General features: G+C 40.8%; 24 protein-coding genes, 1 pseudogene and 1 riboswitch. Of the genes and pseudogenes, 5 read left to right on the top strand and 20 right to left on the bottom strand.

What is annotated here, in order from left to right:
* Positions 1–12: 12 nt before the first annotated feature.
* The 15 genes from ACFJIZ_RS00690 to ACFJIZ_RS00620 form a co-directional block, all read right to left on the bottom strand.
* Positions 13–381: a GDSL-type esterase/lipase family protein gene (locus tag ACFJIZ_RS00690; protein ID WP_379089727.1), complete on the bottom strand. Its 369-nt coding sequence runs from the start codon at positions 379–381 to the stop codon at positions 13–15.
* The gene (locus ACFJIZ_RS00685; protein ID WP_379089726.1) at positions 378–689 is read right to left on the bottom strand and encodes a hypothetical protein; all 312 of its coding nucleotides are present in this window, start codon (positions 687–689) and stop codon (positions 378–380) included. Before ACFJIZ_RS00685 ends, ACFJIZ_RS00690 begins: the two co-directional genes overlap by 4 nt.
* A 29-nt stretch (positions 690–718) precedes the next feature.
* Positions 719–1,456 (bottom strand): hypothetical protein, encoded by a 738-nt coding sequence (locus ACFJIZ_RS00680; RefSeq protein WP_379089725.1) that lies wholly within the window; start codon positions 1,454–1,456, stop codon positions 719–721.
* Positions 1,444–2,010 carry a hypothetical protein gene (locus ACFJIZ_RS00675; protein WP_379089723.1) on the bottom strand — a complete coding sequence of 189 codons (567 nt, stop codon included), beginning with the start codon at positions 2,008–2,010 and terminating at the stop codon, positions 1,444–1,446. The genes ACFJIZ_RS00680 and ACFJIZ_RS00675 overlap by 13 nt, the downstream gene beginning before the upstream one ends.
* A 43-nt stretch (positions 2,011–2,053) precedes the next feature.
* Positions 2,054–3,445: a DUF5009 domain-containing protein gene (locus ACFJIZ_RS00670; RefSeq protein WP_379089721.1), complete on the bottom strand. Its 1,392-nt coding sequence runs from the start codon at positions 3,443–3,445 to the stop codon at positions 2,054–2,056.
* A gap of 13 nt (positions 3,446–3,458) precedes the next feature.
* A complete protein-coding gene (locus tag ACFJIZ_RS00665) occupies positions 3,459–4,913 on the bottom strand; it encodes a calcineurin-like phosphoesterase C-terminal domain-containing protein (protein WP_379089719.1) in 1,455 nt (484 codons plus the stop codon).
* A gap of 1 nt (position 4,914) precedes the next feature.
* Entirely contained in the window at positions 4,915–5,400 is a 486-nt protein-coding gene (locus ACFJIZ_RS00660; RefSeq protein WP_379093809.1) for an alpha amylase family protein, read from the bottom strand.
* Between the two features lie 320 nt (positions 5,401–5,720).
* Positions 5,721–6,323, bottom strand: a complete 603-nt coding sequence (locus tag ACFJIZ_RS00655) for a hypothetical protein (protein WP_379089717.1) — start codon at positions 6,321–6,323, stop codon at positions 5,721–5,723.
* A gap of 64 nt (positions 6,324–6,387) precedes the next feature.
* Entirely contained in the window at positions 6,388–6,903 is a 516-nt protein-coding gene (locus tag ACFJIZ_RS00650) for a hypothetical protein (RefSeq protein WP_379089713.1), read from the bottom strand.
* Positions 6,900–7,382 (bottom strand): DUF5018 domain-containing protein, encoded by a 483-nt coding sequence (locus ACFJIZ_RS00645; RefSeq protein WP_379089711.1) that lies wholly within the window; start codon positions 7,380–7,382, stop codon positions 6,900–6,902. The genes ACFJIZ_RS00650 and ACFJIZ_RS00645 overlap by 4 nt, the downstream gene beginning before the upstream one ends.
* A complete protein-coding gene (locus ACFJIZ_RS00640; RefSeq protein ID WP_379089709.1) occupies positions 7,379–7,690 on the bottom strand; it encodes a hypothetical protein in 312 nt (103 codons plus the stop codon). The genes ACFJIZ_RS00645 and ACFJIZ_RS00640 overlap by 4 nt, the downstream gene beginning before the upstream one ends.
* On the bottom strand, positions 7,680–8,063 hold the full coding sequence (locus tag ACFJIZ_RS00635) for a DUF5018 domain-containing protein (protein WP_379089707.1): 384 nt from the start codon (positions 8,061–8,063) through the stop codon (positions 7,680–7,682). The genes ACFJIZ_RS00640 and ACFJIZ_RS00635 overlap by 11 nt, the downstream gene beginning before the upstream one ends.
* Positions 8,064–8,092: 29 nt before the next feature.
* The gene (locus ACFJIZ_RS00630) at positions 8,093–9,796 is read right to left on the bottom strand and encodes a RagB/SusD family nutrient uptake outer membrane protein (RefSeq protein WP_379089705.1); all 1,704 of its coding nucleotides are present in this window, start codon (positions 9,794–9,796) and stop codon (positions 8,093–8,095) included.
* Positions 9,723–12,941 carry a SusC/RagA family TonB-linked outer membrane protein gene (locus ACFJIZ_RS00625; RefSeq protein WP_379089703.1) on the bottom strand — a complete coding sequence of 1,073 codons (3,219 nt, stop codon included), beginning with the start codon at positions 12,939–12,941 and terminating at the stop codon, positions 9,723–9,725. The genes ACFJIZ_RS00630 and ACFJIZ_RS00625 overlap by 74 nt, the downstream gene beginning before the upstream one ends.
* A 92-nt stretch (positions 12,942–13,033) precedes the next feature.
* Positions 13,034–14,902, bottom strand: coding sequence for an FAD-dependent oxidoreductase (locus ACFJIZ_RS00620; RefSeq protein WP_379089700.1), 1,869 nt, complete (start codon positions 14,900–14,902; stop codon positions 13,034–13,036).
* Positions 14,903–15,228: 326 nt separating this feature from the next.
* Here ACFJIZ_RS00620 and ACFJIZ_RS00615 point away from each other — a divergent pair, with 326 nt between their 5' ends.
* Positions 15,229–16,452 (top strand): ROK family transcriptional regulator, encoded by a 1,224-nt coding sequence (locus tag ACFJIZ_RS00615; RefSeq protein ID WP_379089697.1) that lies wholly within the window; start codon positions 15,229–15,231, stop codon positions 16,450–16,452.
* A 45-nt stretch (positions 16,453–16,497) separates the two neighbouring features.
* Here ACFJIZ_RS00615 and ACFJIZ_RS00610 read toward each other — a convergent pair whose 3' ends face one another.
* From ACFJIZ_RS00610 to ACFJIZ_RS00600, 3 genes are read right to left on the bottom strand one after another with little or no spacing between them, the layout of a single operon-like run.
* A complete protein-coding gene (locus ACFJIZ_RS00610; protein WP_379089695.1) occupies positions 16,498–16,674 on the bottom strand; it encodes a hypothetical protein in 177 nt (58 codons plus the stop codon).
* Complete coding sequence (locus tag ACFJIZ_RS00605; RefSeq protein WP_379089693.1) at positions 16,671–17,678, bottom strand: copper amine oxidase; 1,008 nt, start codon at positions 17,676–17,678, stop codon at positions 16,671–16,673. The genes ACFJIZ_RS00610 and ACFJIZ_RS00605 overlap by 4 nt, the downstream gene beginning before the upstream one ends.
* Before the next feature lie 29 nt (positions 17,679–17,707).
* Entirely contained in the window at positions 17,708–18,514 is an 807-nt protein-coding gene (locus ACFJIZ_RS00600; protein WP_379089691.1) for an alpha/beta hydrolase, read from the bottom strand.
* A 153-nt stretch (positions 18,515–18,667) separates the two neighbouring features.
* Positions 18,668–18,733, top strand: a riboswitch (Fluoride riboswitch).
* Positions 18,734–18,744: 11 nt separating this feature from the next.
* Here ACFJIZ_RS00600 and ACFJIZ_RS00595 point away from each other — a divergent pair.
* The 4 genes from ACFJIZ_RS00595 to ACFJIZ_RS00580 all read left to right on the top strand — a co-directional run bounded on the left by ACFJIZ_RS00595 (position 18,745) and on the right by ACFJIZ_RS00580 (position 21,868).
* Positions 18,745–20,067, top strand: a complete 1,323-nt coding sequence (locus ACFJIZ_RS00595) for a voltage-gated chloride channel family protein (RefSeq protein WP_379089689.1) — start codon at positions 18,745–18,747, stop codon at positions 20,065–20,067.
* Between the two features lie 56 nt (positions 20,068–20,123).
* The gene (locus tag ACFJIZ_RS00590) at positions 20,124–20,300 is read left to right on the top strand and encodes a hypothetical protein (RefSeq protein WP_379089688.1); all 177 of its coding nucleotides are present in this window, start codon (positions 20,124–20,126) and stop codon (positions 20,298–20,300) included.
* A complete protein-coding gene (locus ACFJIZ_RS00585) occupies positions 20,260–20,589 on the top strand; it encodes a YciI family protein (protein ID WP_379089687.1) in 330 nt (109 codons plus the stop codon). The genes ACFJIZ_RS00590 and ACFJIZ_RS00585 overlap by 41 nt, the downstream gene beginning before the upstream one ends.
* A 73-nt stretch (positions 20,590–20,662) precedes the next feature.
* The gene (locus ACFJIZ_RS00580; RefSeq protein WP_379089686.1) at positions 20,663–21,868 is read left to right on the top strand and encodes a hypothetical protein; all 1,206 of its coding nucleotides are present in this window, start codon (positions 20,663–20,665) and stop codon (positions 21,866–21,868) included.
* A gap of 69 nt (positions 21,869–21,937) precedes the next feature.
* On the opposite strand, the gene ACFJIZ_RS00575 is transcribed toward ACFJIZ_RS00580, so the two are convergent.
* On the bottom strand, positions 21,938–22,942 hold the full coding sequence (locus tag ACFJIZ_RS00575; RefSeq protein ID WP_379089684.1) for a cytochrome d ubiquinol oxidase subunit II: 1,005 nt from the start codon (positions 22,940–22,942) through the stop codon (positions 21,938–21,940).
* 2 nt (positions 22,943–22,944) lie between these two features.
* Positions 22,945–24,277 (bottom strand): annotated as a pseudogene (locus ACFJIZ_RS00570) (cytochrome ubiquinol oxidase subunit I).
* Between the last annotated feature and the right edge of the window lie 19 nt (positions 24,278–24,296).

The following is a 24,296-nucleotide window of genomic DNA, read 5'->3' as shown; positions in this document are numbered from 1 at the left end:
TATCTGTACAGGTTATAGGTATTTCATTTTCTTTAGGTAATTGGCCCAGATCACATAGGCTTCGGGCTGTAGGTGTAGGCCATCGGTTGTTAGGCTGCGCACCAATTGTCCGTTTTCGTCTTTAAATACATTGAACAAATCAACATAAGGCAGGTTGTGCTTTACCGAAAGTTCTTTCATCAGTTTATTCAATGCAATGATGCGTGGGTTACGGATATTGTCGTAAATGGAAGCCAATATCGATTCGGTAACCGGCAACACACTCTGTAGGTACAATTTGGTTTTGGGTGCATCGTGTTTTACTTTAAGGATGATCCTTTCGTAATTGCGTGCAATGTCTTCTACTGGGGTGCCTCTTTTAATGTCATTTACGCCGATCAATAAAAGATCTTGCTTGGTTTTTGTTTAAGCACGGGATCTAAACGGTAAAAAACACCGTAAGAGTTGTCGCCGCTGATTCCTCTGTTGATTACATTGTTAAGGCCAATTACATCTTGCCACTGCCCTACTTCGGTAATGCTGTTGCCTAAAAACACAATGGGGTTTTTCTGTACGGGCAGGGTTTCGAAATATTTAAGGCGCTTTACATAGTAGCCATTGGCATAGGTACTGTCTTTGGCGGCTTTTTCTTGTGCGCCACTGTAAAACGGCACTGCAAATAGGATCAAGATTAAAAAAAGTCTATTCATAAGTTTTGGTCTATCAATTGGTCAATATTTTATACTACGGCAGTTTCAGTTGGTTCATTTTCAACAGGCATTAAGGGTACCAACCAGGTTACAATAAAGGCCGGAATGGTGGCGATCAGTACCCAGATAAAAAATTCTTTGTAGCCCAAATAATCGCTCAGCAAACCACTGATCATGGATGGGATCATGAAACCTAAATTCATCAATCCGCTGCCAAAGGCATAATGGGCCATTTTGTATTTACCTGGGGCGATATTCTGCATCATAAACAGGATCAGGCCCACAAAACCGTAACCATAACCAAAATACTCTACGGCAACAGCCGATGCGATCACATAGATATCGTGAGGCATGGCAATGGCCAGAAAGGCATAGGCGGCAAATGGCAGGTTAAAAAAGGCACATAAAATCAATAGCGTTTTTTTGGTCAATCCCTTATTCGAAACGTAATAACCTGCAACGATAGAACCTAGCACAAAAGCGATCGACCCAAAAACGCCATATAACACACCGATCTGCGAGGTACTGAGCCCTAAACCGCCAGATTCTCTGGACGCTTTAAAAAACAATGGGATGATCTTAATGGCCTGTCCCTCGGCAAAACGGTAAAAAACAATAAAACACAAACTGAACCAGATATTTTTCTTTTGAAAGAAAGTAATGATCACATCTTTTAAGGTGGCAAAACCTTCTTTTACAGAAGTTACTTCTTTCACTTCATTTCCTTCGGGGATTACCCGCATGTTGTACAAACCTAATAACACCATGATGATCCCATAGGTAAACATGACCACCATCCATGCATTTTGGATACCGATCTCTTTTCTAGCTGACCTGCCATGTACACCAATACTCCTCCAGACAAAACCTTGGCAATGTTATAGAATGCGCCTTGCCAACCCACAAATTTGGCTTGGAGCTTTGGGGTGAGTTCGTTAAGGTATACACCATCTGCTGCTGTATCGTGCGTAGCGCCACTGATGGCAATAATGGTTAAAATGGCAATAGAGAAACTAAAAAAGTGGTTCATTTGCAGGGTTAGGGCCAAAAGGCCAAACAGCACACCTGTAAAGATCTGTGTGGTGTATACAAAGAACTTTTTGGTTTTGTACATCTCTAAAAAGGGCCCCCAAAGTGGTTTGATCGTCCATGGAAACATGATCAAAGAAGTCCAAAAGGCGATCTTGGTATCAGAGATCCCCAAGTTTTTGTACATGATAGAGCTTGCGCCCGACAAGGCCACAAAAGGCAGGCCCATGGCAAACCAGGTTGTTGGAATCCAATAGATGGGGTTTATATTTTTAGTTTTAAGTTTAGACACAATAGCGTTGGTTATAAGTGGTTATTGATATGTGGTTTGGGTATTAGGTTTTCCAGAAAAATTTAAGGCGTGTAAAAAATATGGTGATCAAAGCTACCATACCTGTAAAAATGAGGCCACGAGCAAAGCCATTAAAGGCGTTGGTGCTCATGGCATCGAGATAAACAGAGAGCGTAGTCATTTTAAGTAATGGGATCAGGAACAGATTGCCTGCTGTATAGGCAATCATTGGATTTTTTCCGTTTGCGGCCAAAAAACCCATCAGGTTTTTTAAATAACCTAAGCGTTCAACAATGCTAAAGCTCAACAGCGCAAAAAACGACAGGCCCGAACACACAAAATAATAGCTGTAGGTAGAATAGTCTTTTTTGATGCCCCCTTCGTAAGCTTCGAAGAACAAACCCAGCATTAACAGATAGATGCCCGCTTGTGTAAGTTGCTTAATGGTTTTACCTGCTTTTATCTTTTTGGTTAAAATAACCAAGGCGATACAAGCAATGGCATTTAAAACCAAATTAAGCACCAATGCTCTTGTAAAAAGCCCCCATAAATTGACTATGATCAATAGGGTGGCGATACTGGCTATGGCGATGAATATTTTTTTTGAAGAATCTCTGATCTGCTCTGCCTGTTTGTTCTCTTTAAGGAACCAATCTCCGGCCAAAGTACCCGGAATAATGATGAACAGGTATTTAAGATAATAGAACTGGTACAACCAAGGTGCTGGCGACCAATTAAAAATAAGGTTATTGATGCTATCTACTTCTTTGGCTCCTAAAAAGATGGCCATTACAAAGGGTAGTATACCGATTCTTAACCATGGGTGGTTTCTGGTAAAGTACCAGATCAAGCCTCCAAAAAAGGCCATATTGGCCAATACCAGGATAATGATATCGCTTTTTGCCAAACTAAACTGGCCATAGGCAAAAGGATAGCTGTAAAGAAAAACAGCCGCCACTACAAAGCCAAAGATCTTGATGCCCATAGCACTGTATTTTTTAACATGTGCAGACCAATTTCCGTAGATGAGGAAAAGCAGCACGAAACCGCCAATAGAAAGCAGATGGGTAGTAAGGGTTGGTACTTTGTCCATTACCCAAGCTCTGGCATGCATGGTAAAAATGGCAAAAAAGGCCAGCAATAACAATCTTGTAGCCAATTGCAGAGCTATTTTATAAAAGGGCTGCTGATCTGCTTTGTTGTTTAAGGCCAAAGGAATGGCAGCGCCCATAGAGAAAAGGAAAAGGGGAAATACCAGATCAACCCAAGTAATGCCTGGCACTTCTGGTTTAAACACATGGTATGGCGGTGGTGTTTGGGCATGGAACATCCATGCTGGTAAAACCTTACCAAAGGCAATGCTACTGCACAATACCATTAACAATATGGCTGTTCCGCGTAGTACATCTAAAGATTGGTTTCTTGTGATCTGCATCCCTTTTGTTATCCTATAATTTAATTTCTTCGGTGTAGGCCGTCCCAAAGCGGTCAATGGCTTCTACCTTTATTATTTTTGCACCCGATGATGGAGTTGCCGTAAAAAGATGGTCTGTTAATCTCGCTTTCATCCAAGTATATTTAACTGATCCGTTCAAGTATTTAACCGCGTCGGCATCGTAATCTGTAGTTTGCTGCATACTGCCCATGGCTTTACCATCTTGGTACCAGCGCACTGTCCATTGTGGATCCCAGTTCCATATGTTTGCGGTAATGGCCTGTGGCCTTAGTTTAGAAGTACCTGGGCCATAGATCTTCATCTGAAAATCTTTGGCATAACCTATCGATTTGTAATACCAACTTACCTTGTTGCCATCAATTTCGTAAACGCCATACCCTCCAGGTGTTCCGTCTTCGCAAACAGGCGCTGTCCACCAGGCCGAGCAAACCGCAGCATGGATATGTTCATATACGCCATCTTCCATCCTGTTCTCGTTGTAATGGGTGTGGCCTGTTAACAAATGTGCCTGATAAGGTTTAAGCATTTCATAAAGATACTTCCTGTTAAAGGTGATGTTACCAGGATTGTCTTCCTTTTTTTGCTCCCTCGTTTTTTCGTTGGTATAAGCCGAAATGTGCATGGAAACAAAAACAGGCGAACCTGCTTTTACCGCAGCCAGATCTTGCGCCAACCATTTAAACTGCTTTTCGGTAATGTAGCCAATGTAATTATAGCTATTGCTGTAATAAAAAACATTGTCTAGCACCACGTAATGGGCATTGCCCCTGTTAAAGGAGTACCAAGAAGGGCCGAAGCTTTTTTTAAAGGTCTGGTCTGATTTTTCGTCACTTCTGGTATTGATATCCATATCGTGGTTGCCCAATACCTGAAAAAATGGGATGCCTGTGTTATGTACTGCTTTTTTGTATTCGGCTATGATGTTGGGTTGGTCCCACGAAATGTCTCCGGCAGCAATACCGGTTACCGGTCCTTTTTTCAACAGTTCGGCTACATGTGCACGTGTATCGGTTACCACTTGCTGCTGTAGTTTATCGGCATGTTCTTGATTGTTGATCTGTGAATCGGCCCATACAATGGTATAATGCCGATGATCATCTTGTTTCAGTTTTGTGAGCCTAAAATTAGCCGTAAAACTACCTTTGGCATCTTTAGGTATCGCTTTGTAAAACTTGGCAACATGATCATCGGCAGGGATTTCGTAACCTGAAGGAACAGTGAGGTACACGAAATCGGCTTCGTTGGTACTTTCCAATCTGTATTTACCTTTTGCATCTGTAAAAACACAATTGGTACCATCTGTTACCATCACTCCTTTAATTGCTTTATTTTGTTGGTCTACAACGCTTCCATTTAAAATTACATGTATTGACCTTTCTGGTTGAAAAGAAACCAAAAAAAAGCCCAACACCGTAAAAAAGAGCAGAAAAGCAGACCTCAATTTCATTTTATTTTTTTAGTCCTTCTCTTAAAGCGCCCCACAATGGTTGTTTAAGCCTATTGTATTGCGGCGCATATACGTGTACTACATCAAAAAGCATTACCCCACCTGTAGCATTATCTAATATGTATTTAATGGTATTGCTGATCGATTTCTGGTCTGGCCAATCTACGTTGCCCATATCTATACTACCATACAATGGCATCTTGTTTCTGGTAATGTACTTGCCACCTTTTAACGATCCTTCTACGCTCCACCAATGGTAAGCCAAGTTTGCCGTTGCCGGATTGTCTTTCATCATCAATTGGGTAAAATAGTTTCCTGTCATTAATAGGTCTAATTGTTCTGCATAGCCTGTTTTGTTGTAATCTGGATAGGCCCAATCGAATTTTAGGTCGGTATCGTTAAATGGATCATAATCCTGACTTGCCCAGTTTACACCTACCTGATAATAGGTAGTGTACCAAGCACCCACATAAGTACCAAATTTCATGGTTGGCTTTACGCTTTTAACGGCAGCTCTTGCTTTTACAAAGAAATCGTGGATCACGGTTGCCCTATACAATAACCATCTTTTGTAGTATTTACCTGTTGCATTGGGTACTACTTGGTCACTCGAGATCTTCCAGGTGGTTACAATATCTGATGGGAAACTCATTTTTTTGGCTTCCGAATCCTGGTATTTGTTTTCTAGGAACTTGATGAAATCGTTTTTACTGAAATCAGAAAAATCTGCGCTGATGTCTGTATAACGGCCATAATCCAATAGCATTCCATCCAGCTCGTATTTACCTACAATTTCTTTGATGATGTTTAATGCACGCTCTTGAACTGCAGGATCGCTGGATTGACAAAGCCATTTTTTCCTGTTCCGGTTACGGGAACACGGTTGCCATTTACATCGCAAACTACCGACTGGTATTGGTCTCTCCATTGTGCATCTTCAAATACTTTTCCTCTTGCTTTAGAAGTTTCTCCTTCTACAAAGGTGACGATGGAAGCATAAACCTTAAAGTTTCTCTTTTTGGCTTCTTTGATAAAATAGCCTGCATAATCTACCCCAGCCGGAATTGATTTACCATCTTGTGAGGTAACCTGCGGGCTGTAACTACTCGGATACATGGTGTAACCGGATGAGCCTTTAAGATCCAATACCAAACCGGTAACCCCAACATCTTTCAATGTATCTAATGTGGTTTTGATCATGGCGGTATCACTTAACCTGCCATAGGTACCAAATACGTTAGAACGGGCATCAACCCATACAATGGCTTCTCTCCTTCTTTCCTCGTCTACTACCACAGGTGGTTTTGGATCTGGTTTTTCTGGATCAGGACCAGCTGTTTTTTTGCAAGAACTTAGGGCCATTAAAACCATCAAGGCCGATGCACTTATTGAATAAATTAATCTTTTCATGATACGAAAGTTTAAAATAAAAAGATGGTACCATCTGCTAGCAGACAGTACCATCGGGTAAGTATTAAGGGGCGTATTTAGTAAATTCGTGTGCAATGATACCACCGTTGGTCAACAGCATATAAACCTGCATTCTCTGTTTATCGGCAGATAATCCAATCGTTACATCGCCCGTACCATTTGTATTGGCATTGGCACCCAAGAATTCTTCAGAGTTATAGATGTTAAATGTATTGTATCTTGGATCTGATGGTGCAAGACTGATCTTAGAGTTCTCCGTAACATCGAACAAGCCTAAAACCGCATTGTTGTAACTAAACGATTTAACAAATTTTTGGATGGCCAAGTATTTGGCATTGTTAAATTCTATATAATCGGTGGCAAAGTGGAAGATACCAAATACAGTTGTTGAATTGTTAAATCCAAACATGCTTTGGTTGCTAACGCCATTAACAAGCGCAATCTCAAACTGGTAGTTGATAAAGTAGTTTCCGTTTGGATCGGTAGAAACAGGTTGTGCATCGGCCTGGTAACCCATAAACGAAGCAGCACCACCGGTAATCGATTCGTATTTGATCACTTGTGATCTTGACTAACAGCTACACCGTTTTTAAGTGTCCATTTGTAGATCATCTGAGACTGGCCACCTGTTGTGGTAATTACAGCATCGCCATTTAGGTTGCCATAAATATTTAAACGACGTCCAACGCCACCATCACCTGTAATTCCGGTTGGGTTGCTATTGGTCCACTCGAATAATTTTACAGGGGTTGCATCGATATTGGCCCATTTGTATACGGTAAACTTACCACCTTTGGCAGCATAGGTTGTACCTATGATATTACCATCTAAATCGTTGGCGATCTGGAAGGCCAATGTGCTAAACGGAAGTGCCATATCTTTGATGTACTCTCCAGTATTTCTATTGAACACACGGTACTTGGCTGGATTGGTACGTACTACAGTGATCAGGTAATCGCCAGATACTGCCAATGCAGATTCCATGTTGCTGGTAAAGCCAAGCTCACTTGCCGTTTTGGTCCATAACCTGCGGTTCATCCTACGCCATAATCAAGTTTGATTGGCTCTGTTGCTTTTAAGGTATAGGTCTTTTGAGAACCATCTTTACCTGTAATTACCAAAGGTACATCTTGCGATAGGTTAATGGTTGAACCTGTAGCAATAGAACTTGTGGAGTGTTTATTGATGTTGAGGTTCAGTTTAACTGTTGAAACATTGGTACCTGGCAGGATGTAGAACAATACTTCTTTGTCTTTGACCACTGCTTCTATTTTTTGGGTACTGGCGCCAGCAATGTATTCTACGTTGGCACTTGTAATAGACACATCGCCCACTTTACGGGCCACCACTATAAAAGATTTGGTAGCACCAGGTCCCCGAGGTGATCGTTAATTTAAAAGGTTTCGAAACATCTTGTACTGTACCAAGTGCTGGCGATACTATTGCATCTGAAGGTACAACTGATCTTAAGATGATCTTTGATAGATTGACCTCGTTATCAGAATTGGCCGGATAATAATAAGGAATATCAAAATAAATGGTATCCTTATTTGCACTGATCCTGGCCTCGAACAGCCTACTGCCGCCCTGCCCTTCTAAAGTGCCATAGATATCTGCAAGCTCGGTGCTTTCGTTTCTTACGATCGGCTCCGCTTTCTTGCAGGAATTAAGCATTAAAACTGATAATGCTATAACTACTATAAATGATAATTTTTTCATTACGAATATTTTTAGGTTAATAGCCATGATTACCAGCCTTTGATTTGGGTAATTGCTTTGTTTCTTAAGATTTCGTCCAACGGAATTGGAATGTAATAAAGCGCAGGTGTAAATTGTCTGTTCGCATTATCTACGGTTACCGTTGCATACGTAACAGTTGACCCACTAGGCGTACCTTTGTGTCCGGTAAACCTGATGTTGTTCAATTTGGTGTGGGCTTTTCTCCATCTTCTTAAATCCCAATAACGGTGACCTTCAAAAGCAAGTTCGATGATCCTTTCGTGCTCAATGGCCCTCATCATTTCATCAGGTGTTTGCGATGGGGTGTTTGGCAAACCACGTTTGGTCCTCAACTCATTTAAAGATGCTTTGGCCCCACCAATGTTATTGATCTTGGTTTTTGCTTCGGCATCAATCAACAATACTTCTGCATAACGCATCTCCATCCAAGTCTGGTCACTTTTGTTGATCACAATGTTGGTATTGGTTTGGTCTAAGAATTTTTTGGCATAATAACCTGTTACCGTTCTCTTGGCTTCTGTAGCGCCGTATTCTGTAATCCCTTCAATATCATCAGTTGTTGTAGTATTTAAGGTACGGCCTTTCCAAGATGCACCATTGTGTAAAATGGTAGCATAAAACCTTGGTTCTCTATTGGCATAGGGATTGTTTGCCATGGTTGGGTTGGCCCATGAAAAAGTAGAACCATCGTTCATTTCAAATTCATTTACCAATTCTGCAGTTGGCACACCATACACCAAAGCCTGACCTGGAACATCTTTAGGTGGAACAAAGCCCAAATCGTATTGATGCGTAAGCTGAGGACGTAGATACGCAATCTTAAATATTGCTTCTTTTGAGTTCTTGTTGGTAAACATGGTTCCAAAATCATCTAAAGCATAGATGCCTTGGCCAGCCAATTTTTTCACCTCATCTGCTGCATTAGAAGCAAAAGTGTAATATTCTGTAGCTTTTGCCTGCGGAATACCCGTTAATGGATCTGCATTGAATTGTTTTTTATCGTATTCGGCAATAGAGGCTGCATACAACCAAGTTCTGGCCAACATCCCATAAGCAGCGCCTTTAGTGGCTCTACCTGTGTTTGATGCATCCCAGTTAGCAGGTAGGTTTTGTGCCGCAAATGCGAAATCGGCTGCGATGAACTTGTAACAATCTTCTTCGCTTGAGCGTGGATTGTCTTTTTGCTCTGGATCAACCAGCTTATCTAACAAAACCACACTGCCGTGTAATTTAACTAACCAGAAGTATACGTAACCACGGATGAAACGGGCTTCTGCCTGAAACTGTAGTTTTGAATTGTTGTCAAGACCTTGGGCCTTGGTATCCAATCCTTCTAAAAACTCATTTAGGCGACGAATGCGGGCATAACCTGTAGCCCAATAGTTTAACTGTGGTCCGGCTGCATTTACTCTCGATGCATCTGAAGCCAAGATATTAACGGTACCGTTTCCTGAAACACCCGAAGAGTATTTCATCACATCGGTCAGCGCATCTGTTGCATTGTCGTACCCGATTGGGAAAGTACCAAATTTGAAGGTATTGAACTCGCTGTACATCCCGATGATATACGACCTGATGTTGGCAGGATTTTGATAAACGGCAACATCTGTATATCTATCTAATGGATCATAATCTACTTTACAAGAACCCATTACCAAAACGGCCCCTAATACTAGGAATGATTTCTTTGTTATTTTTATATAATTTTTCATGACTTCTAATTAAAAGGTAAGGTTTACTCCTCCGGAGAATGATTTTCTGTTGTGGATAGAATCCATTATTTACGTTTGGCATTTCTGGATCAAGATATTTCAACTTGTCCCATGTAAATAGGTTGAAGCCAGTAACATAAAAACGCACCCTTTCAATTTTCGATTTGAATACACTTTTAGGCAAAGTATAACCAACTTGTATAGATTTTAGACGGATGTAAGAGTTGTCTACTATAAATCCAGAGTTCTGATTGGCATTGTGCGGCGAAAGTGATACTCCTCCTGATGTTAATCGAGGATATTTTGCATTTGGATTGCTTGGCGACCACGATTGTTCTACCAAATAATATGGAGAGTTTCCGTAACCGTAGAAGGTTTTGGTAAACGGACTGTTGTCTTCGATACCAGATGTACCTGATGATCTTTCGTACAAACCACCCAAAGCTAAACTAGAAAGCGCTGCACCTTGAAATAAAGCAGAGAAATCAAAACCACCATAACTTGCCTGTAGGTTGATCCCGTACATGATCTCTGGAAGGTTACTTTTACCAATATAAGTCATATCTGCATCTCTGGTAATCCTACCATCGCCATTCAAGTCTCTGTATTTGAAATAACCTGGCGCTAAGAAACCACTACTTGGCGAAGAACCGTTTCTAGCTTCTTCCCATGTTTGGTACATGCCATCTACAATAAAGCCGATTTTCTCGCCAATTGGTCTGCCTGTACGTTTTTGCCATGCAGGAAGGTTTTCGTTTTCGTTGATCAAGATGATCTTATTTCTGGCCCAGTTAAAATTACCTGTAACCGAATAGTTAAACTTGCCAATGTTGTTTCTGTGTCTTAACTGTAGGTCAAATCCACGGTTATCGCTAATCCCATCGTTAAAGGTAGAAGGTACGTTTCCACCCAATGTTGGCGGATAAAGGTTACCTCTTCCGGTAAGGATATTATTGACTACGGTATAGAAATAATCGAAATCAACACCTAATTTTCCGTTCCAAAACTCAGCTTCAACACCGACGTTTGTGGTGGTGTGACGCTCCCAAGTTAAGTTTCTATTAGGTGGTGCTGTGGTATAAAGTGCCGAAACTGGCACACCACCTATGATGGCAACCGGGCTATCCGTTAACATGAATCCTGGTAAGTAAGGGAAAGATGTTACGGTATTGTCTTTACCCAACACTCCATGAGAGGCCTTAACCTTTAAGAAGTTGATGGTTTTAGACATCTTGCCAAAAAAATCCTCCTTGCTTACTACCCATCCTAAACCAACACCTGGGAAATAACCCCAACGGTTTTCTGCAGGGAAACTCAATGAAGCATCAGCTCTAACTGCTACCTCAAATAGGTATTTGTCCTTGTACGCGTAGTTTACACGACCCACATAACCTTGTCTTGCACCAAGACCACTACTTCCGGTTGGGCTGATAAAGTCGTTGGTGGCTGTACTCCCAAAATCGATTTCTTGTAGTTCAGAAAGTGCAAAGTTTCTGGCGCCTGTAGAGAATACATTAGAACGATACCTAGACCATTCGTATAAAGCCAAGGCCGTAATGGTGTGTCCACCTTCGAATGTTCTGGTGTAGTTTAAGCTTGGCTGGAAGGTTAACCTGTTATTCTGACTGTAGTTTTGACGAAGGGTATTTACTGTAATGCCTGGAGGGTTTGAGATCAAGGTGAAATTACCCGTGGTCTGTCCCCTAAACCTTCCCATTAATGGATAAGGTGTAGTCCAGTTTTTGTTCTCTGTTGCATTTTTATCAAATGAGGTCAACACTTTTCCAGTTAGGCCTTTGATCCAAGGCACTTTTACGTTAAAAGTAAGTGTACTTTGGAAAACGTTGGTTTCGCCATTCTGATAACCTGATTGCATTACCGAAGCGATAGGGTTTACATAACCTGCATTACTTTGATAAGCCGTTGGCAAACCATTTTCTGCATACATCGGCATGTTAGGCAAAGTTCTAACGGCCTGATAGAAGGGGTTCATATAAGCCGAGTTATCTGGAGAGATACCTGGTGTATTTGTTTTTTGCATTCTTGCACCAATGTCGAATGTTACGGATAACACATCGTTCAACTGCGCATCGATATTGGTTCTTAGATTAAATCTTTTGTAACCTGTATTTTCTACAACTCCATCTTGGTCAAGGTAACCTAAACTCGAGAAATACTTCACTTTCTCGGTTCCACCTCTAACGGTGATCCCGTGGCTTTGAGAATAACTCTTTTTTCCCAATAATTGGCCTACCCAGTCGGTATTGCCCAAAAGTGGATTTGTATTGGTACCATTTCTTAAAGCATCGATCTGTTGTTGTGTATAGGTTAAGGGACTTGGGTCCATACCTACATTGATACGGTAATCATTATCTAATGTTTCTGCTTTAGAGAACCAGTCCATATAATCAGGGCCATCTAAAAATTTAGGGAAACGCGTATTTGAATTTTGCATGATCGCCCCATCGTAACTGATCTTAGGTGCCATTACTTTACCTCTTTTGGTAGTCACCAAGATTACACCATTTGCAGCCTGTAAACCATATACCGCTGATGACAATGCATCTTTCAATACCGAGATGCTCTCGATCTCGTTAGGGTCCAGTTGAGAAAAAGAACGTTCTACCCCATCTACAATTACGATAGGTCCTTGTCCACCTTGGTAGGTAGAAGTACCTCTAACACGAATGGTGGCATCATCAGCTCCTGGCCTACCCGACGATTGGATCGTGGTAATACCTGGCAACCTACCTGCCAACATGTTGGTAATGTTCATGGTTGGCGCTTGTTTAAGGTCTTCGCTGGTAAGCTGTGCCACCGAACCTAATACATTTGCCTTTTTCTGTGTACCATAACCTACTACCACCACTTCGTTCAATAGCGAATTGGTTTCTTCTAATGTTACGTTTACGCTTGTTCCTTTTACGGTTACCTCTTTTTGGGTAAATCCGATGTAGGTTAACAAGAGTACATTTTCACTTTGATCCATGGTGATGGAAAATTTCCCATCGGTATTGGTCTGGACTACTTTAGAGGTCCCTTTTACCGTTACCGATACACCTGGCAAAGGCAGGGACTGCTTGTCTGTTACTGAACCTGTTACTACCCTCGATTGCGCAAAGGCAACGGTGGTAAAACAGAACATACAAAGCACCAGAGATAAGATCGATCCATGGAAGCTTTTCTTTTTTGGTAAAAAATTTCAACATCATGTTAAGTTTACTTTGTTTTATTTGGTTATTTTGATTGCATTAGACGGCCATTAAAGTTGATTTCAACAGCAAATGGCTTAAGGTATCTATCTATTAATACAGCCAATTGGCCACGGTTGATGGTGGTATCATTTGGCTTTTGGTTTTGTTTTTTGATGATGGCCAGATCAGCAGCAATTGTTTCTTTCGCTACTTGTTTGTTCAGCATAGCTATAACTGTTGAGAAGAAATCGACATCAAGGTCTTTTCCTGAGGCAGCTACCTCTGCAATTGCCGGATAATATGTTTTCAAGCCTTGGATAAAAGTGGCCTCGCTGATCGGATGTTGCGGATAAAACCACATTTGGTTGGCCCATTTGTAGGAAATACCTGTACCTTGAAGAATACCTGTAGCTCCGATGCGTTGGATCGCCTGAAAATTGGCATCTTCTGGTTTTACATCTATAAAAGGCATCAGATAGGCCTTGCTGTTCAATAATTCTTGCTGAACTTCGCGAATATTGACTTCGGCTGGATCGATATTGTTTTTAATGGCTACCGCAGCCAAGGCACCTGCAGCTTGCCCGATACCCAATACTACTGGCTGTAACCTGGTTGCACCAGCAACGATATTAGAAACCCCAATGCTTTTCTCTGCCACGATCAGTCCTTTGGTGTTTTCTGGCACCAACGAACCTAAGGGAACATTGTAAGCTGGCACTTTGATCTTCACAAAATCGATCGCAGGTGCAGCTGGATTTTTAAGATGATGATGATCTATGGTATAATCGCCTACCACCACTCCGGTTCTATAATAAGCTTCTTTCTGTTGATAAGGTTGTGCCACATAAGGCAAGGTCAGGTCTACTTTGGCTTTTAACCTACGCGATTCGCGGTTATAAGGAATCATTGGCAAGTGGTCGGCAGTTGGAAATTCATCTTCTGCCAAACCAAGATGTTTAAAACCCATTACCGTTTGTAGGTAATAAATAAACCTTAAGGTATGTAGTTTTGCTTCTTTTAAGGCTTCTGTTCTTTCCTTCGGACTTTTCTCTATCAGGTTTAAATAGATGTCGTTGCCATTTTTTGGCCAATTGATCATGTATTTTCCATTTGGCAGCTTGCCATAGGTGATCATCTTGCTACAATCTATAATCGGCGTATTGTCTTTGGCAGCAGGGTCTGCTACATCACAGCTGTGCTCGAATACCTTTGGGTCGTAACCAGCAGGTTTTTTGATGGTTTTATCTGCTCCTATGCCAAAATCCTTTAAAATGGCTACGTAGGTAAGGTCTTGGATAATGTCGTTGGCCTGCTCTGGCGCATAAATTTCTCCTGTTACCGATCTACTATCCATCCCGATGCGATAAGGCGCCGCTACTGCGGCCATTACATCGCCCAGTTCGGTAGCATCAATCAAAAGTTTTGCATTGATGGTATAAGTCTTATTGTCTTTTTTAACACTTACCGTCCAGCCATTGGCTGTTTTTTGAACGTTGAGCCATTGCGATCTGTACCAAATATCCAATTTGGCTTCTTTGGCCAATTCTTTTAATAGCTTATTACCTACCGATGGTTCGAATAAAGTATTGCTTACCCATCCGGTTTCTACAGCTTTGGCTCCTCCGTAATAGTTATATAGTTTTTGTCTAAATTCTCCCCACAAACCCGATGGCAACTGGTGATTACCATCTATGGCCGAAACACCTGCTGAAGTAAGCATACCACCCAACCAATCGGTCTCTTCAATAATAAGTGTTTGAACACCCATTCTAGAAGCTTGGATACCTGCTGTTGTGCCACTTGCCCCGCCGCCAATAATTAACAATGAAGTGTTGACTGTTAACTGCGCCTGAGATAAACTGGCAGTGATACATAAAACACAAGTTAAAAAAAGATGCCTTAGATAATTCATATTGATATTTGGTGATAACGAAAGTAATCTTTTTTTTAATAACTCATGAACAATTATTAATTTTTTTTATTAAGTAGATTTCATAAATATATAACCGTCTGAAAAACAGTGTTTTAAAAATTAATTGAATTTAATTAGTTACTTTGAGACGTAATTTTTACAAAGTTTAATGATTATATGTATCTTTAATTTAATTTTGCAGTCGCCATTTAGCCGAAATTGTATCATTCATTAACGCTTCAACCCACAGACCGTACTGTAATTATGGCATGTTTTTAAATAATTTTAATTATTAAATGATATTTAGTAATTATTAACCAATAATTATGACATTTTTTGAAGAATTAAACGACGAAAATATATCTGGGGTAGCTTTCAAGAATATCCACCTCAAAAAAAATATCATCTCCCTTTTATGTAACAATGGCAATTCTACCATCGCCGAACTTTGTAAGGAATTAAACCTCAGCACTCCAAAAGTTACCAATCTGGTGGCCGAACTGGTAAACGATGGACTGGTAGAAGATCTTGGAAAACTGGACTCTACTGGCGGAAGAAAACCCAATATCTATGGAATGATATCCAACTCTGTATTTTTTATAGGCGTTGATGTAAAATACACACACCTGAACATTGGCCTGGCGGGTCTACAGAAAAATCTGGTCAACATTTCGGAAAATGTACCTTATCAATTAAACAATAGCCAAGAGTCATTGATCGAACTTTGCAATGCCATTAAAAAATTCATTAAAACAACTGGCGTAGGTAAAGACAAGATCTTGGGCATTGGTATCAACCTTTCTGGTCGGATCAACTATTCAACTGGATATAGCTACAGTTTCTTCCATTTCAATGAAGAACCATTGACTAAATTTTTAGAATCGGAATTGGGCGTAAAAGCCTTTCTTGAAAACGATTCTAGGGCCATGGCCTATGGCGAGTTTAATGCGGGTGTGGTACGCGACGAAAGAAACGTACTCTTCTTAAACATGGATTACGGCCTAGGGATGGGGATCATCATCAACAGCCATTTGTACTATGGTAAATCTGGCTTTGCAGGCGAGTTTGGACACATCCCGCTCTTTAACAATGAGATTATTTGTAAATGCGGGAAGAAAGGTTGTTTGGAAACCGAAGCATCTGGACAAGCCTTGTTGCGGTTGTTTAAAGAAAAAGTAGCACAAGGATCTTCTACGTCTATCATTACCCAACAGAAATTACAGATTGACGACATCATCTTAGACGACATTATCAAGGCTGTACAGTATGATGATGTACTCTCGATCGAACTGATTGCCCAGATTGGCGAAAAATTGGGCAGGGGTATTGCCTTATTGATTAATATCTTTAATCCTGAACTTGTTATTTTAGGAGGAAGCTTGGCTGCTACAGGCGAATATATCCGTTTGCCTATATTGAGTGCCATCAACAAATACTCTTTGAGTTTGGTAAGCAGCGATACCCAATTAAAATTCTCGAAACTTGGCGAAAAAGCTGGGGTAATGGGCGCCTGTTTGCTGGTGAGAAACAGGTTATTGAACTTATATTAAATTTGATCCTGAAAGCCAAAGCATCAACTTTCAGGACCAAATGGATTATTTCATATCTATTGGGATAAAGATCAATGGCGTAGGCAAACACGAAGCACCTGGAGGAGAATACTTCAACTTTATCGTTTGTTCCTTTCCATCAGCCGAAGGCTTAAATACTTGGATCACTATTGCTTCTGGAGCTTTCTTGGTCACCAATCGGTCTTTTGGCAACTGGATCATCCTGCTGGGAAAAGCCCTTCGCTCACCACCATACTTGCTGCCATACCTCCACACCATTGGTTATCTGCCGACCTTGAGTTCCACGTTACCAAGGCCAGGCCTTTGCCATCTGTACTCTTCCACTTCAACTCTACATCGTACATCACTCCATAGTTACCGGCTAGTTTAGACACCATTCCGCTGTGGCTTTCTTTTCCAACTACCCAAGGGTCAGTTGCGCCATCGGCCAACATCAACTGTACCACTCCATCTTTGGTATCTATAGTTTGATCGTTCACCACTTTATAGTTACTTACCCCAAAAATTCCACGACCCGCATTGGCATGCCCAAATGGAATGATGTTTTTGATCTTGTCTGCAGCAACTTGAACTGGCGTACCTGGTGCAGCTTGCACAACAGAAACCTCTCCTGGCTGATCGATCACAAATTCATAAAAACCATGTACCAATTCGTCGTATTTTACAATGTGTTTGTCCAACTTCTCGTCAATGGAAATAGATTTTCCTGGCGCAATGCTCCTGATCACTTCACTTCCATTAGAGGCAAAATAATCGGCAAGTCCTTGTTTTCCGATCTGGAAATAATTCAAGCTTGGTTTTTGCGAAGAATATTTTAACATCCTCAAGTGCATGGTCTGCTTTCCTGTATTTTTCAATACGGCAATAATTTTTCGGTCGATCTTAGCCGGTTCTTTTACCCCATTTACATTGTATACATATAAACGTACTGCACCTGGCACCACCGCCTCTTTTAAGGCAATGGCCTCTGGCACTCTGATATACTCTGGGTCATCAGAAATGATAAACTGTGGACCAGGCAAAACAATCTTCTGGTAATTGATGCGATTGAGTTTTTCGGTCAGAAAGCCTGGAAGCTCCACAATGCTACCCTGTTTGGTCTGCAATATCGCCTTGTCTGAACCTGCTTGTAAAACCTGTGCCTGTAACTGTGCGCATGATGCCGTAACCAGCATACAACCCAGTAATGTTTTTAATTTTTTCACGTGTGTTTTTGTTAGAAATTTATATTCGGTTATTTTGTTGTCTCCTTTGCCAGTTCATCAAAAAATTTAAAATGCTGATGGATTGTTTTAGACCAGTAGCCACCAGTATGGGCGCCCGGCTGGGTAATGTAGGTAGCTTTGATTTTTAAAGAATCGCATTGCTGCCTAAACTGATTGTTTGCTTTGTATAGATAGTCTTCGGTGCCACAATCAAAAATCAGCTTTTTATTAAGGTCTTTGATCAAATGCAGCCGGTTTACCGGACTATATTCATCAAACAGTTTATTTTCTTCACTGTATGCGCCCAATATATAAGCCAAGGTAGTTTTCTTAAAACCCGAATGGCGTAGATTCAGCACACCAGAAGTACTCCCTGCGCTCAAAAACAAGTTTGGATAACTGATCAAAAGACTCATTGCCCCAAAACCACCCATACTCGCTCCGGTAATAAAATACTTTTTGGCATCAGTAGCATACAAGGAGGCGATCTTAGGCAATAGCTCTTTTATAAAAAAGGATTCATATTGTAGGCTATCCTTATTTAGTGAATTTAAATACCAGCTCTTTTTCAAACCATCGGGACAAACAATCATAAATCCATATAGGTTAGCCAAGGCCTGTAGATCGGCAAGTTTACTCCACGACCTGTAATTTGCCGAATGCCCATGCAATAAATAAACAACAGGATATTTTTGACTTTTTTGATAGGTAGATGGTTTGTACACCAAAACAGAATCATTTGTTTTAAGATGTACAGATTTAATTACGACCATATCCTGCGCATTTACATTTAGACCTAATATGCAAAGTATTCCTATCAAAAAGTATTTTATCATAGCTGCCGAACCTTATCGCTTAACTTATCATTACAAGTATATAAAATATATTCATAAGAATGATGAACTTTTTAAAAAAATAAAATAAGTTGTCTTTAAGTGCTGTCACCAATACGCTTGTACAATCCAAAACAATCCTTAAATTTGTTAACAAGAACAAAAGGAAATGGTGTCTTCCTAATTAAACCGCCCTCAAAAGCTGATGACGCCTGGTTATGAATGTAAAACATTTGATCAGGAGAATAATGTCCAGCAATAAACAGAAAACAGTCTTACAAAAGCCCATACAACTGGTCGATTCATTTTTTAACCGTTTTCCAACGATTCCCTATCTATTGAAATGGTTGTTGATCTGTTCCATTATCAGTACTTGTATCGGATCGGCTTCTGCTGGTTTCCTACAGTCGTTAGATTGGGTAACGAACTATCGTGAAAACCATGTATGGTTAATTGCAGGCCTACCACTTGGCGGTCTAGCTGTAGGCCTACTCTATCATTATTATGGCAAAGACGTAGCAGCCGGAAACAACCTACTTATTGACACTGTCATTTCTCCGCAAAAAACCATTCCGTGGCGTATGGCACCGTTTGTTTATATCGGCACCATGGTTACCCATCTTTTTGGCGGCTCTGCCGGACGAGAAGGAACGGCCCTACAAATGGCAGGTTCAATTGCCGACCAATTTAGCCAACCTTTCCAACTCTCTGTAGCCGAAAGAAAAACCTTGATCATTGCCGCCATTGCTGCAGGGTTTGGCTCTATTTTCGGTACCCCATTAGCGGGTGCAGTTTTCGCTCTGGAAGTTTTTTTGATTGGCCGCTTAACCTACACCGCCATCTTTCCTGCATTTACTGCAGCAATTATAGCAGATTTGGTGACCAAACTATGGAAAACCAACCATACGCACTACCACATTGCCGTTATACCTGATATCTCTCCAATATACATCGGCTACGCCATCATTGCAGGGCTGGCTTTTGGGCTTTGCGCAGCTACGTTCAGCAAAACCCTCCATTTTACCAGTACTATCTTTAAAGCTAAAATTGCATTTCCACCCTTACGTCCGTTTGTTGGTGGTATTATCGTAGCGTTAGCTGTTTTAGCCATTGGTACTACAAAATATATCGGATTGGGCATTCCAACCATTGTCTCTTCATTTAACGAACAACTGCCTGGCTACGATTTTATCCTAAAAATGGCATTTACCATTGTTACATTGGCTGCAGGTTTTAAAGGTGGCGAAGTAACTCCCCTATTCTTTATTGGAGCGGTTTTAGGTAATGCGCTTTCCTATTTTATTCCATTACCAATGGGGCTGTTAGCAGGCATGGGCTTTGTTGCAGTATTTGCAGGTGCCACCAATACGCCATTGGCCTGTACATTAATGGCCATTGAATTATTTGGTAGCGAATGTGGGGTATATGTAGCCATTGCTTGCGTAGTGTCGTACCTGATGTCTGGCCATACGGGTATCTACAACAACCAGATGATCGGAGAAACCAAACACGCCCAATTTAAAAAATACCTTGGCAAGAGGCTCAACGAGCTTTAATTTTCCTAAAATAAGCTAAAACAGATTTCTTATATTTAAGCTTAAATCAAAATACCATGAAAAAATTAACAATCTTTTCTCTTCTTTTATCGTTGGCTTTCGCCGTGAATGCCCAAGATAAAAAACCAAACCCAAATTATGATGCTGCCCTTGCTAAGCAATATGAGGCAGATGACTATGGGATGAAAATGTATGTTTTGGTCGATCTTAAAAACAGGGAGCAATACCAGTGAAACGAAGGCCAAAACGGATAGCTTATTTGCCGGACACATGGAGAACATGGGAAAATTGGTAAAAATCAACAAATTGATCGTTGCTGGCCCATTGGCTAAAAACGACAAGACCTACAGGGGCATATTTATCTTAAACACCAAATCTATAGCCGAAGCCCAAGAAATATTGGCAACCGACCCTGCTGTAAAGGCCAAACTGTTGGATGCAGAATTATTTAATTGGTATGGTTCTGCCGCTCTAGCCAAGTATCTAAAAGCAGATGATAAGATCGGAAAATATAAATTTTAGTTTTTTGTGTGGCTGATGCAACATTACCATATAGATGTTGTCTTTTTTGGACCACCTAAAAAACTAGATTAAAATGAGAAAGACGATTGTCCTTATGCTATTTGTGTTGCTCAGCAATATTGCCTTTGCACAGACCTTATCCAAAAACGATTTTATTGAAGATTTAGAATTTCTAAAAAAGACCCTTCCTGCAAAACATACCAATCTTTTTGCTAAAATAGATTCACTGAGCTTTGAAAAAAAGATAGACCTGATCAAAGCCAAGGCCGATGTTTTAAATGAGGAGACTTTTATTGCATCATTATTTAAGCTAACTGTTTCCATTGGTGATGAACACACTTTTATAGAACCTAAATTCACCAAAATCTTGCCTATCCAATTCGAATTATTTAAGGAAGGTCTATTTGTTACCGGAATAGACCCTACGCATGCAGCCTTGCTACAGACACGATTGGTTGCCATCAATGGTCAACCTACCAGTAAAGTGATTTCATTGTTTAACGAAGCCATTCAACATTACAATCCTTCTTATTTCGATGTCTATTTTCTTCATTTCATCAACAATCCAACTTTATTAAAAGGTTTGGGCATTATCAACACTGATCAAGAAGCTGAATTTACTTTGATAGGTACGGATGGCAAAGAATCTAAAGTTAAACTAGGTTCGGTGCAAGGAAACAATATCTCGAATGTAAAGCTCACCCAAGCCAATTCGACATTACTATTGAAAAAGAAAAAGGGCAACTATTGGTTCGATTACGACCCCGACAAAAGGGCTATCTATATCAACTACAACAAATGTAGGGAGGAAGAAAACAATCCCTTTGCCAAATTTAATGATGAACTATTTGCAGCTATAGACCAATACAAACCCACAAAAATCATTTTAGACCTACGCTACAATAGTGGAGGAAACTCTGGCATCTTAACTCCTTTTATAGAAAAGATCAAACAAAGTTATCTTAATCGAAAAGAAAAGTTTTTTGTATTGATTGGCAAAGCCACTTTTTCATCGGCGGTAATGAATGCGGTTGAACTGAAAAGAAATTCAAATGCTACTTTTATCGGCGAACCTACGAGTGGCAACATCAACCATTATGGTGAAGTAAGAGGGTTTACCCTTCCAAAATCAAAGATTGTAATTGGTTACTCTACCAGGTATTGGGAAAACTGGAAAGGTAAAAAAGGCCCATTGACACCAGATGTGGCTGTAAGTTATTCGATCAAAAATTATGCAGCCGGAAAAGACGAAGCATTAGCGCAGGTGTATAGCAGGTAAAAGGTTAGTAAGTAGAAGAATGAGCTACTAGAAAAAAAACTTTCGACTTTCAACTTTTTATATAAAAAACTATTCCTCTTTCTGCTGAAACTTGTAGAACAGATAGCCTAAAAAAGGCAAGATCAATATACTGCCCAAAACCAAGGCCCAACCTAAACTGTCAACTGTTTTAACGGGTGCAATGCTTCCAAAAAGTGAAACTATATCTCCATTTTTTAATCGGATAAAATTGGGGAAGTGGGCATAGCTGATTGCCAATAGGATCATTGTAACCTGAAAGCCAGCTAAAACTCTTAGTATCTTTGTTTTTCCTTTCAACAACAAATACCATAACAACACCAGAGACAAACCGGCCAAAATAACCGCGATTAAACCTACTTGGTTTTGGAACACCCAGCTAACCAATGGCACATCTTCCTTACCCGCAGCAATAAAAACCAATGCCCCGCAAACTACTGCTGCAATATTCATCAATTCTGCCTTTTTGATAAAGCGCTTTTTATCTGCCTCAATCTTACACTCTCCAATTAGGTAAATGGCCGCTAAAAACCCACATAGCGCAACGGTAAACAAACCAACGGCTACAGCAAACCAATTGAGCCAGCTAAAGATGTAAGCATCAACAAAATTAGTGGATTGAGGGTCAATCTGACCTGAAAGCACACTTCCAGCAATGATTCCCAGAAATAGCGGTGTAATGAAACTCGAATAGATGAACACCTTGTTATACACCCCCTGCATTTCATCTTTAACCGCATCGTAATGCCTAAACACAAAAGCTGTTCCTCGGGCAATGATCCCAATCAACATAATGGCCAAGGGGATATGCAGGTAAACAGACATGGTTGTATAGATCGTTGGAAATGCCACAAACAAGATTACGATTGTAATGATCAGCCACATGTGGTTGGCTTCCCAAACCGGACCAATGGCATGGTACATGGTATTGCGTGTTTTGCTCCTATTTTTTGAGGAAGTAAACAATTCGATGATACCTGCTCCAAAATCTGCTCCTCCCAACAAAAAATAAAGGAGAATAGCTAGGCAAAGAAAGGCGATGACAACATATTCCATAATTAAAGTTGTTTAGGGTCGGTTTCAGATTGACTGTAAAGGGTTGGCACCATTTTAATCTGACGGTACAGCAAAAAGATGACAATGATGCTGAGTGAGGCATAGATGGCCGAAAACAGATAGAATGACCAGGCAATACCCGGCATCGGCGTTACGGCATCCTTGGTCTTCATGATACCGTAGATGATCCAAGGTTGGCGACCAACCTCTGTAACCACCCAGCCTGCTTCTAAAGCGATATAACCCAATGGGATAGCATAAACAAACAGTTTCAATACCCAACGTTTACTCAATATGGATTTTTTACGCCACAAAGTAAACCAATAGATCAGAGAGATGAGTACCAATAGACTTCCAATGCCAACCATGATCTGGAAGGCGTAATGGGTAACCGCGACTGGTGGATGCTCGCTTTCCGGAATTTTATCCAAACCCTTAACTTCAGATTTGAAATCGCCATGGGCTAAAAAGCTAAGGGCTCCAGGAATTTCTATCGCCATTTTCACCTCTTTCTTCTGCTCGTTTACAATTCCGCCAATCAACAAAGGAGCGGGTTTTTGTGTATGGTACAAGGCTTCCATGGCAGCTAATTTTGCAGGTTGCCTTTTGGCTACATCCTTTGCAGAGATATCGCCACTAATCGGTTGTAGCACGGCACAGATGGTAGCAAAGGTAGCCGCAATCTTAAAGGCCTTAAAATGGAAGTCTTGGCTTTGTTTTCTCAGGATCGATCAAGGCGTGTACACCTGCAACCGCAAATCCAGTAGCCGTAAATGCGGCCAAACACATGTGCAGTGCTTGTGTAAACCAAGCTTTGTTGAACATGGCTTGTATGGGACTTATATTTAGGTATTGGCCATTTACAAAATCAAAACCTGCTGGGCTGTTCATCCAGGCATTGGCCGCCACAACCAAAATACCCGAAGCCAGACCACTTACCCCAACCACAACACCTGTAAACCAATGGAACCATTTGTTAAGTTTGGTCCATCCATATAAAAAGAAACCCAAGGCAATGGCTTCGATAAAAAAAGCTGTTCCCTCTAAGGAAAACGGCATACCGAAAATTGGCCCAGCGTGTTCCATAAACTTTGGCCACAATAGCCCCAATTCAAAAGAAAGCATGGTACCCGAAACCGCACCCGTGGCAAAAAAGATGGCTACACCTTTACTCCAGGCCTTGGTAATGTGTTTATAAACTTCATTGTTTGTTCTAAGCCATTTGTAATGCGATACGGCCATAAAAAAAGGCATAACCATACCAATACAGGCATAAATGATGTGAAAGCCCAACGAAAGGGCCATCTGTGAACGGGCAGCTAAGAAATCGTCCATAACCGATAAGGATTTGTTG

The sequence above is a fragment of the Pedobacter sp. UC225_65 genome (assembly GCF_042698365.1).
Taxonomy (GTDB): Bacteria; Bacteroidota; Bacteroidia; order Sphingobacteriales; family Sphingobacteriaceae; genus Pedobacter.
Note: the sequence above shows the minus strand (reverse complement) of the source record. Positions and strands in the feature narration are given on the sequence as shown.

What these genes read in the sequence shown, in the direction of transcription:
- ACFJIZ_RS00630 (WP_379089705.1), bottom strand. Translation starts at nt 9,796, where the DNA reads ATGAAAAATTATATAAAAATAACAAAGAAATCATTCCTAGTATTAGGG.
- ACFJIZ_RS00590 (WP_379089688.1), top strand. Translation starts at nt 20,124, where the DNA reads ATGAAAAAATTAACAATCTTTTCTCTTCTTTTATCGTTGGCTTTCGCC.
- ACFJIZ_RS00685 (WP_379089726.1), bottom strand. Translation starts at nt 689, where the DNA reads ATGAATAGACTTTTTTTAATCTTGATCCTATTTGCAGTGCCGTTTTAC.
- ACFJIZ_RS00580 (WP_379089686.1), top strand. Translation starts at nt 20,663, where the DNA reads ATGAGAAAGACGATTGTCCTTATGCTATTTGTGTTGCTCAGCAATATT.
- ACFJIZ_RS00660 (WP_379093809.1), bottom strand. Translation starts at nt 5,400, where the DNA reads ATGAAATTTGGTACTTATGTGGGTGCTTGGTACACTACCTATTATCAG.
- ACFJIZ_RS00615 (WP_379089697.1), top strand. Translation starts at nt 15,229, where the DNA reads ATGACATTTTTTGAAGAATTAAACGACGAAAATATATCTGGGGTAGCT.
- ACFJIZ_RS00635 (WP_379089707.1), bottom strand. Translation starts at nt 8,063, where the DNA reads ATGAAAAAATTATCATTTATAGTAGTTATAGCATTATCAGTTTTAATG.
- ACFJIZ_RS00655 (WP_379089717.1), bottom strand. Translation starts at nt 6,323, where the DNA reads ATGAAAAGATTAATTTATTCAATAAGTGCATCGGCCTTGATGGTTTTA.
- ACFJIZ_RS00600 (WP_379089691.1), bottom strand. Translation starts at nt 18,514, where the DNA reads ATGATAAAATACTTTTTGATAGGAATACTTTGCATATTAGGTCTAAAT.
- ACFJIZ_RS00670 (WP_379089721.1), bottom strand. Translation starts at nt 3,445, where the DNA reads ATGCAGATCACAAGAAACCAATCTTTAGATGTACTACGCGGAACAGCC.
- ACFJIZ_RS00645 (WP_379089711.1), bottom strand. Translation starts at nt 7,382, where the DNA reads ATGAACCGCAGGTTATGGACCAAAACGGCAAGTGAGCTTGGCTTTACC.
- ACFJIZ_RS00610 (WP_379089695.1), bottom strand. Translation starts at nt 16,674, where the DNA reads ATGATCCAGTTGCCAAAAGACCGATTGGTGACCAAGAAAGCTCCAGAA.
- ACFJIZ_RS00680 (WP_379089725.1), bottom strand. Translation starts at nt 1,456, where the DNA reads ATGGTGTTATTAGGTTTGTACAACATGCGGGTAATCCCCGAAGGAAAT.
- ACFJIZ_RS00665 (WP_379089719.1), bottom strand. Translation starts at nt 4,913, where the DNA reads ATGAAATTGAGGTCTGCTTTTCTGCTCTTTTTTACGGTGTTGGGCTTT.
- ACFJIZ_RS00620 (WP_379089700.1), bottom strand. Translation starts at nt 14,902, where the DNA reads ATGAATTATCTAAGGCATCTTTTTTTAACTTGTGTTTTATGTATCACT.
- ACFJIZ_RS00575 (WP_379089684.1), bottom strand. Translation starts at nt 22,942, where the DNA reads ATGGAATATGTTGTCATCGCCTTTCTTTGCCTAGCTATTCTCCTTTAT.
- ACFJIZ_RS00625 (WP_379089703.1), bottom strand. Translation starts at nt 12,941, where the DNA reads ATGTTCTGTTTTACCACCGTTGCCTTTGCGCAATCGAGGGTAGTAACA.
- ACFJIZ_RS00585 (WP_379089687.1), top strand. Translation starts at nt 20,260, where the DNA reads ATGTTTTGGTCGATCTTAAAAACAGGGAGCAATACCAGTGAAACGAAG.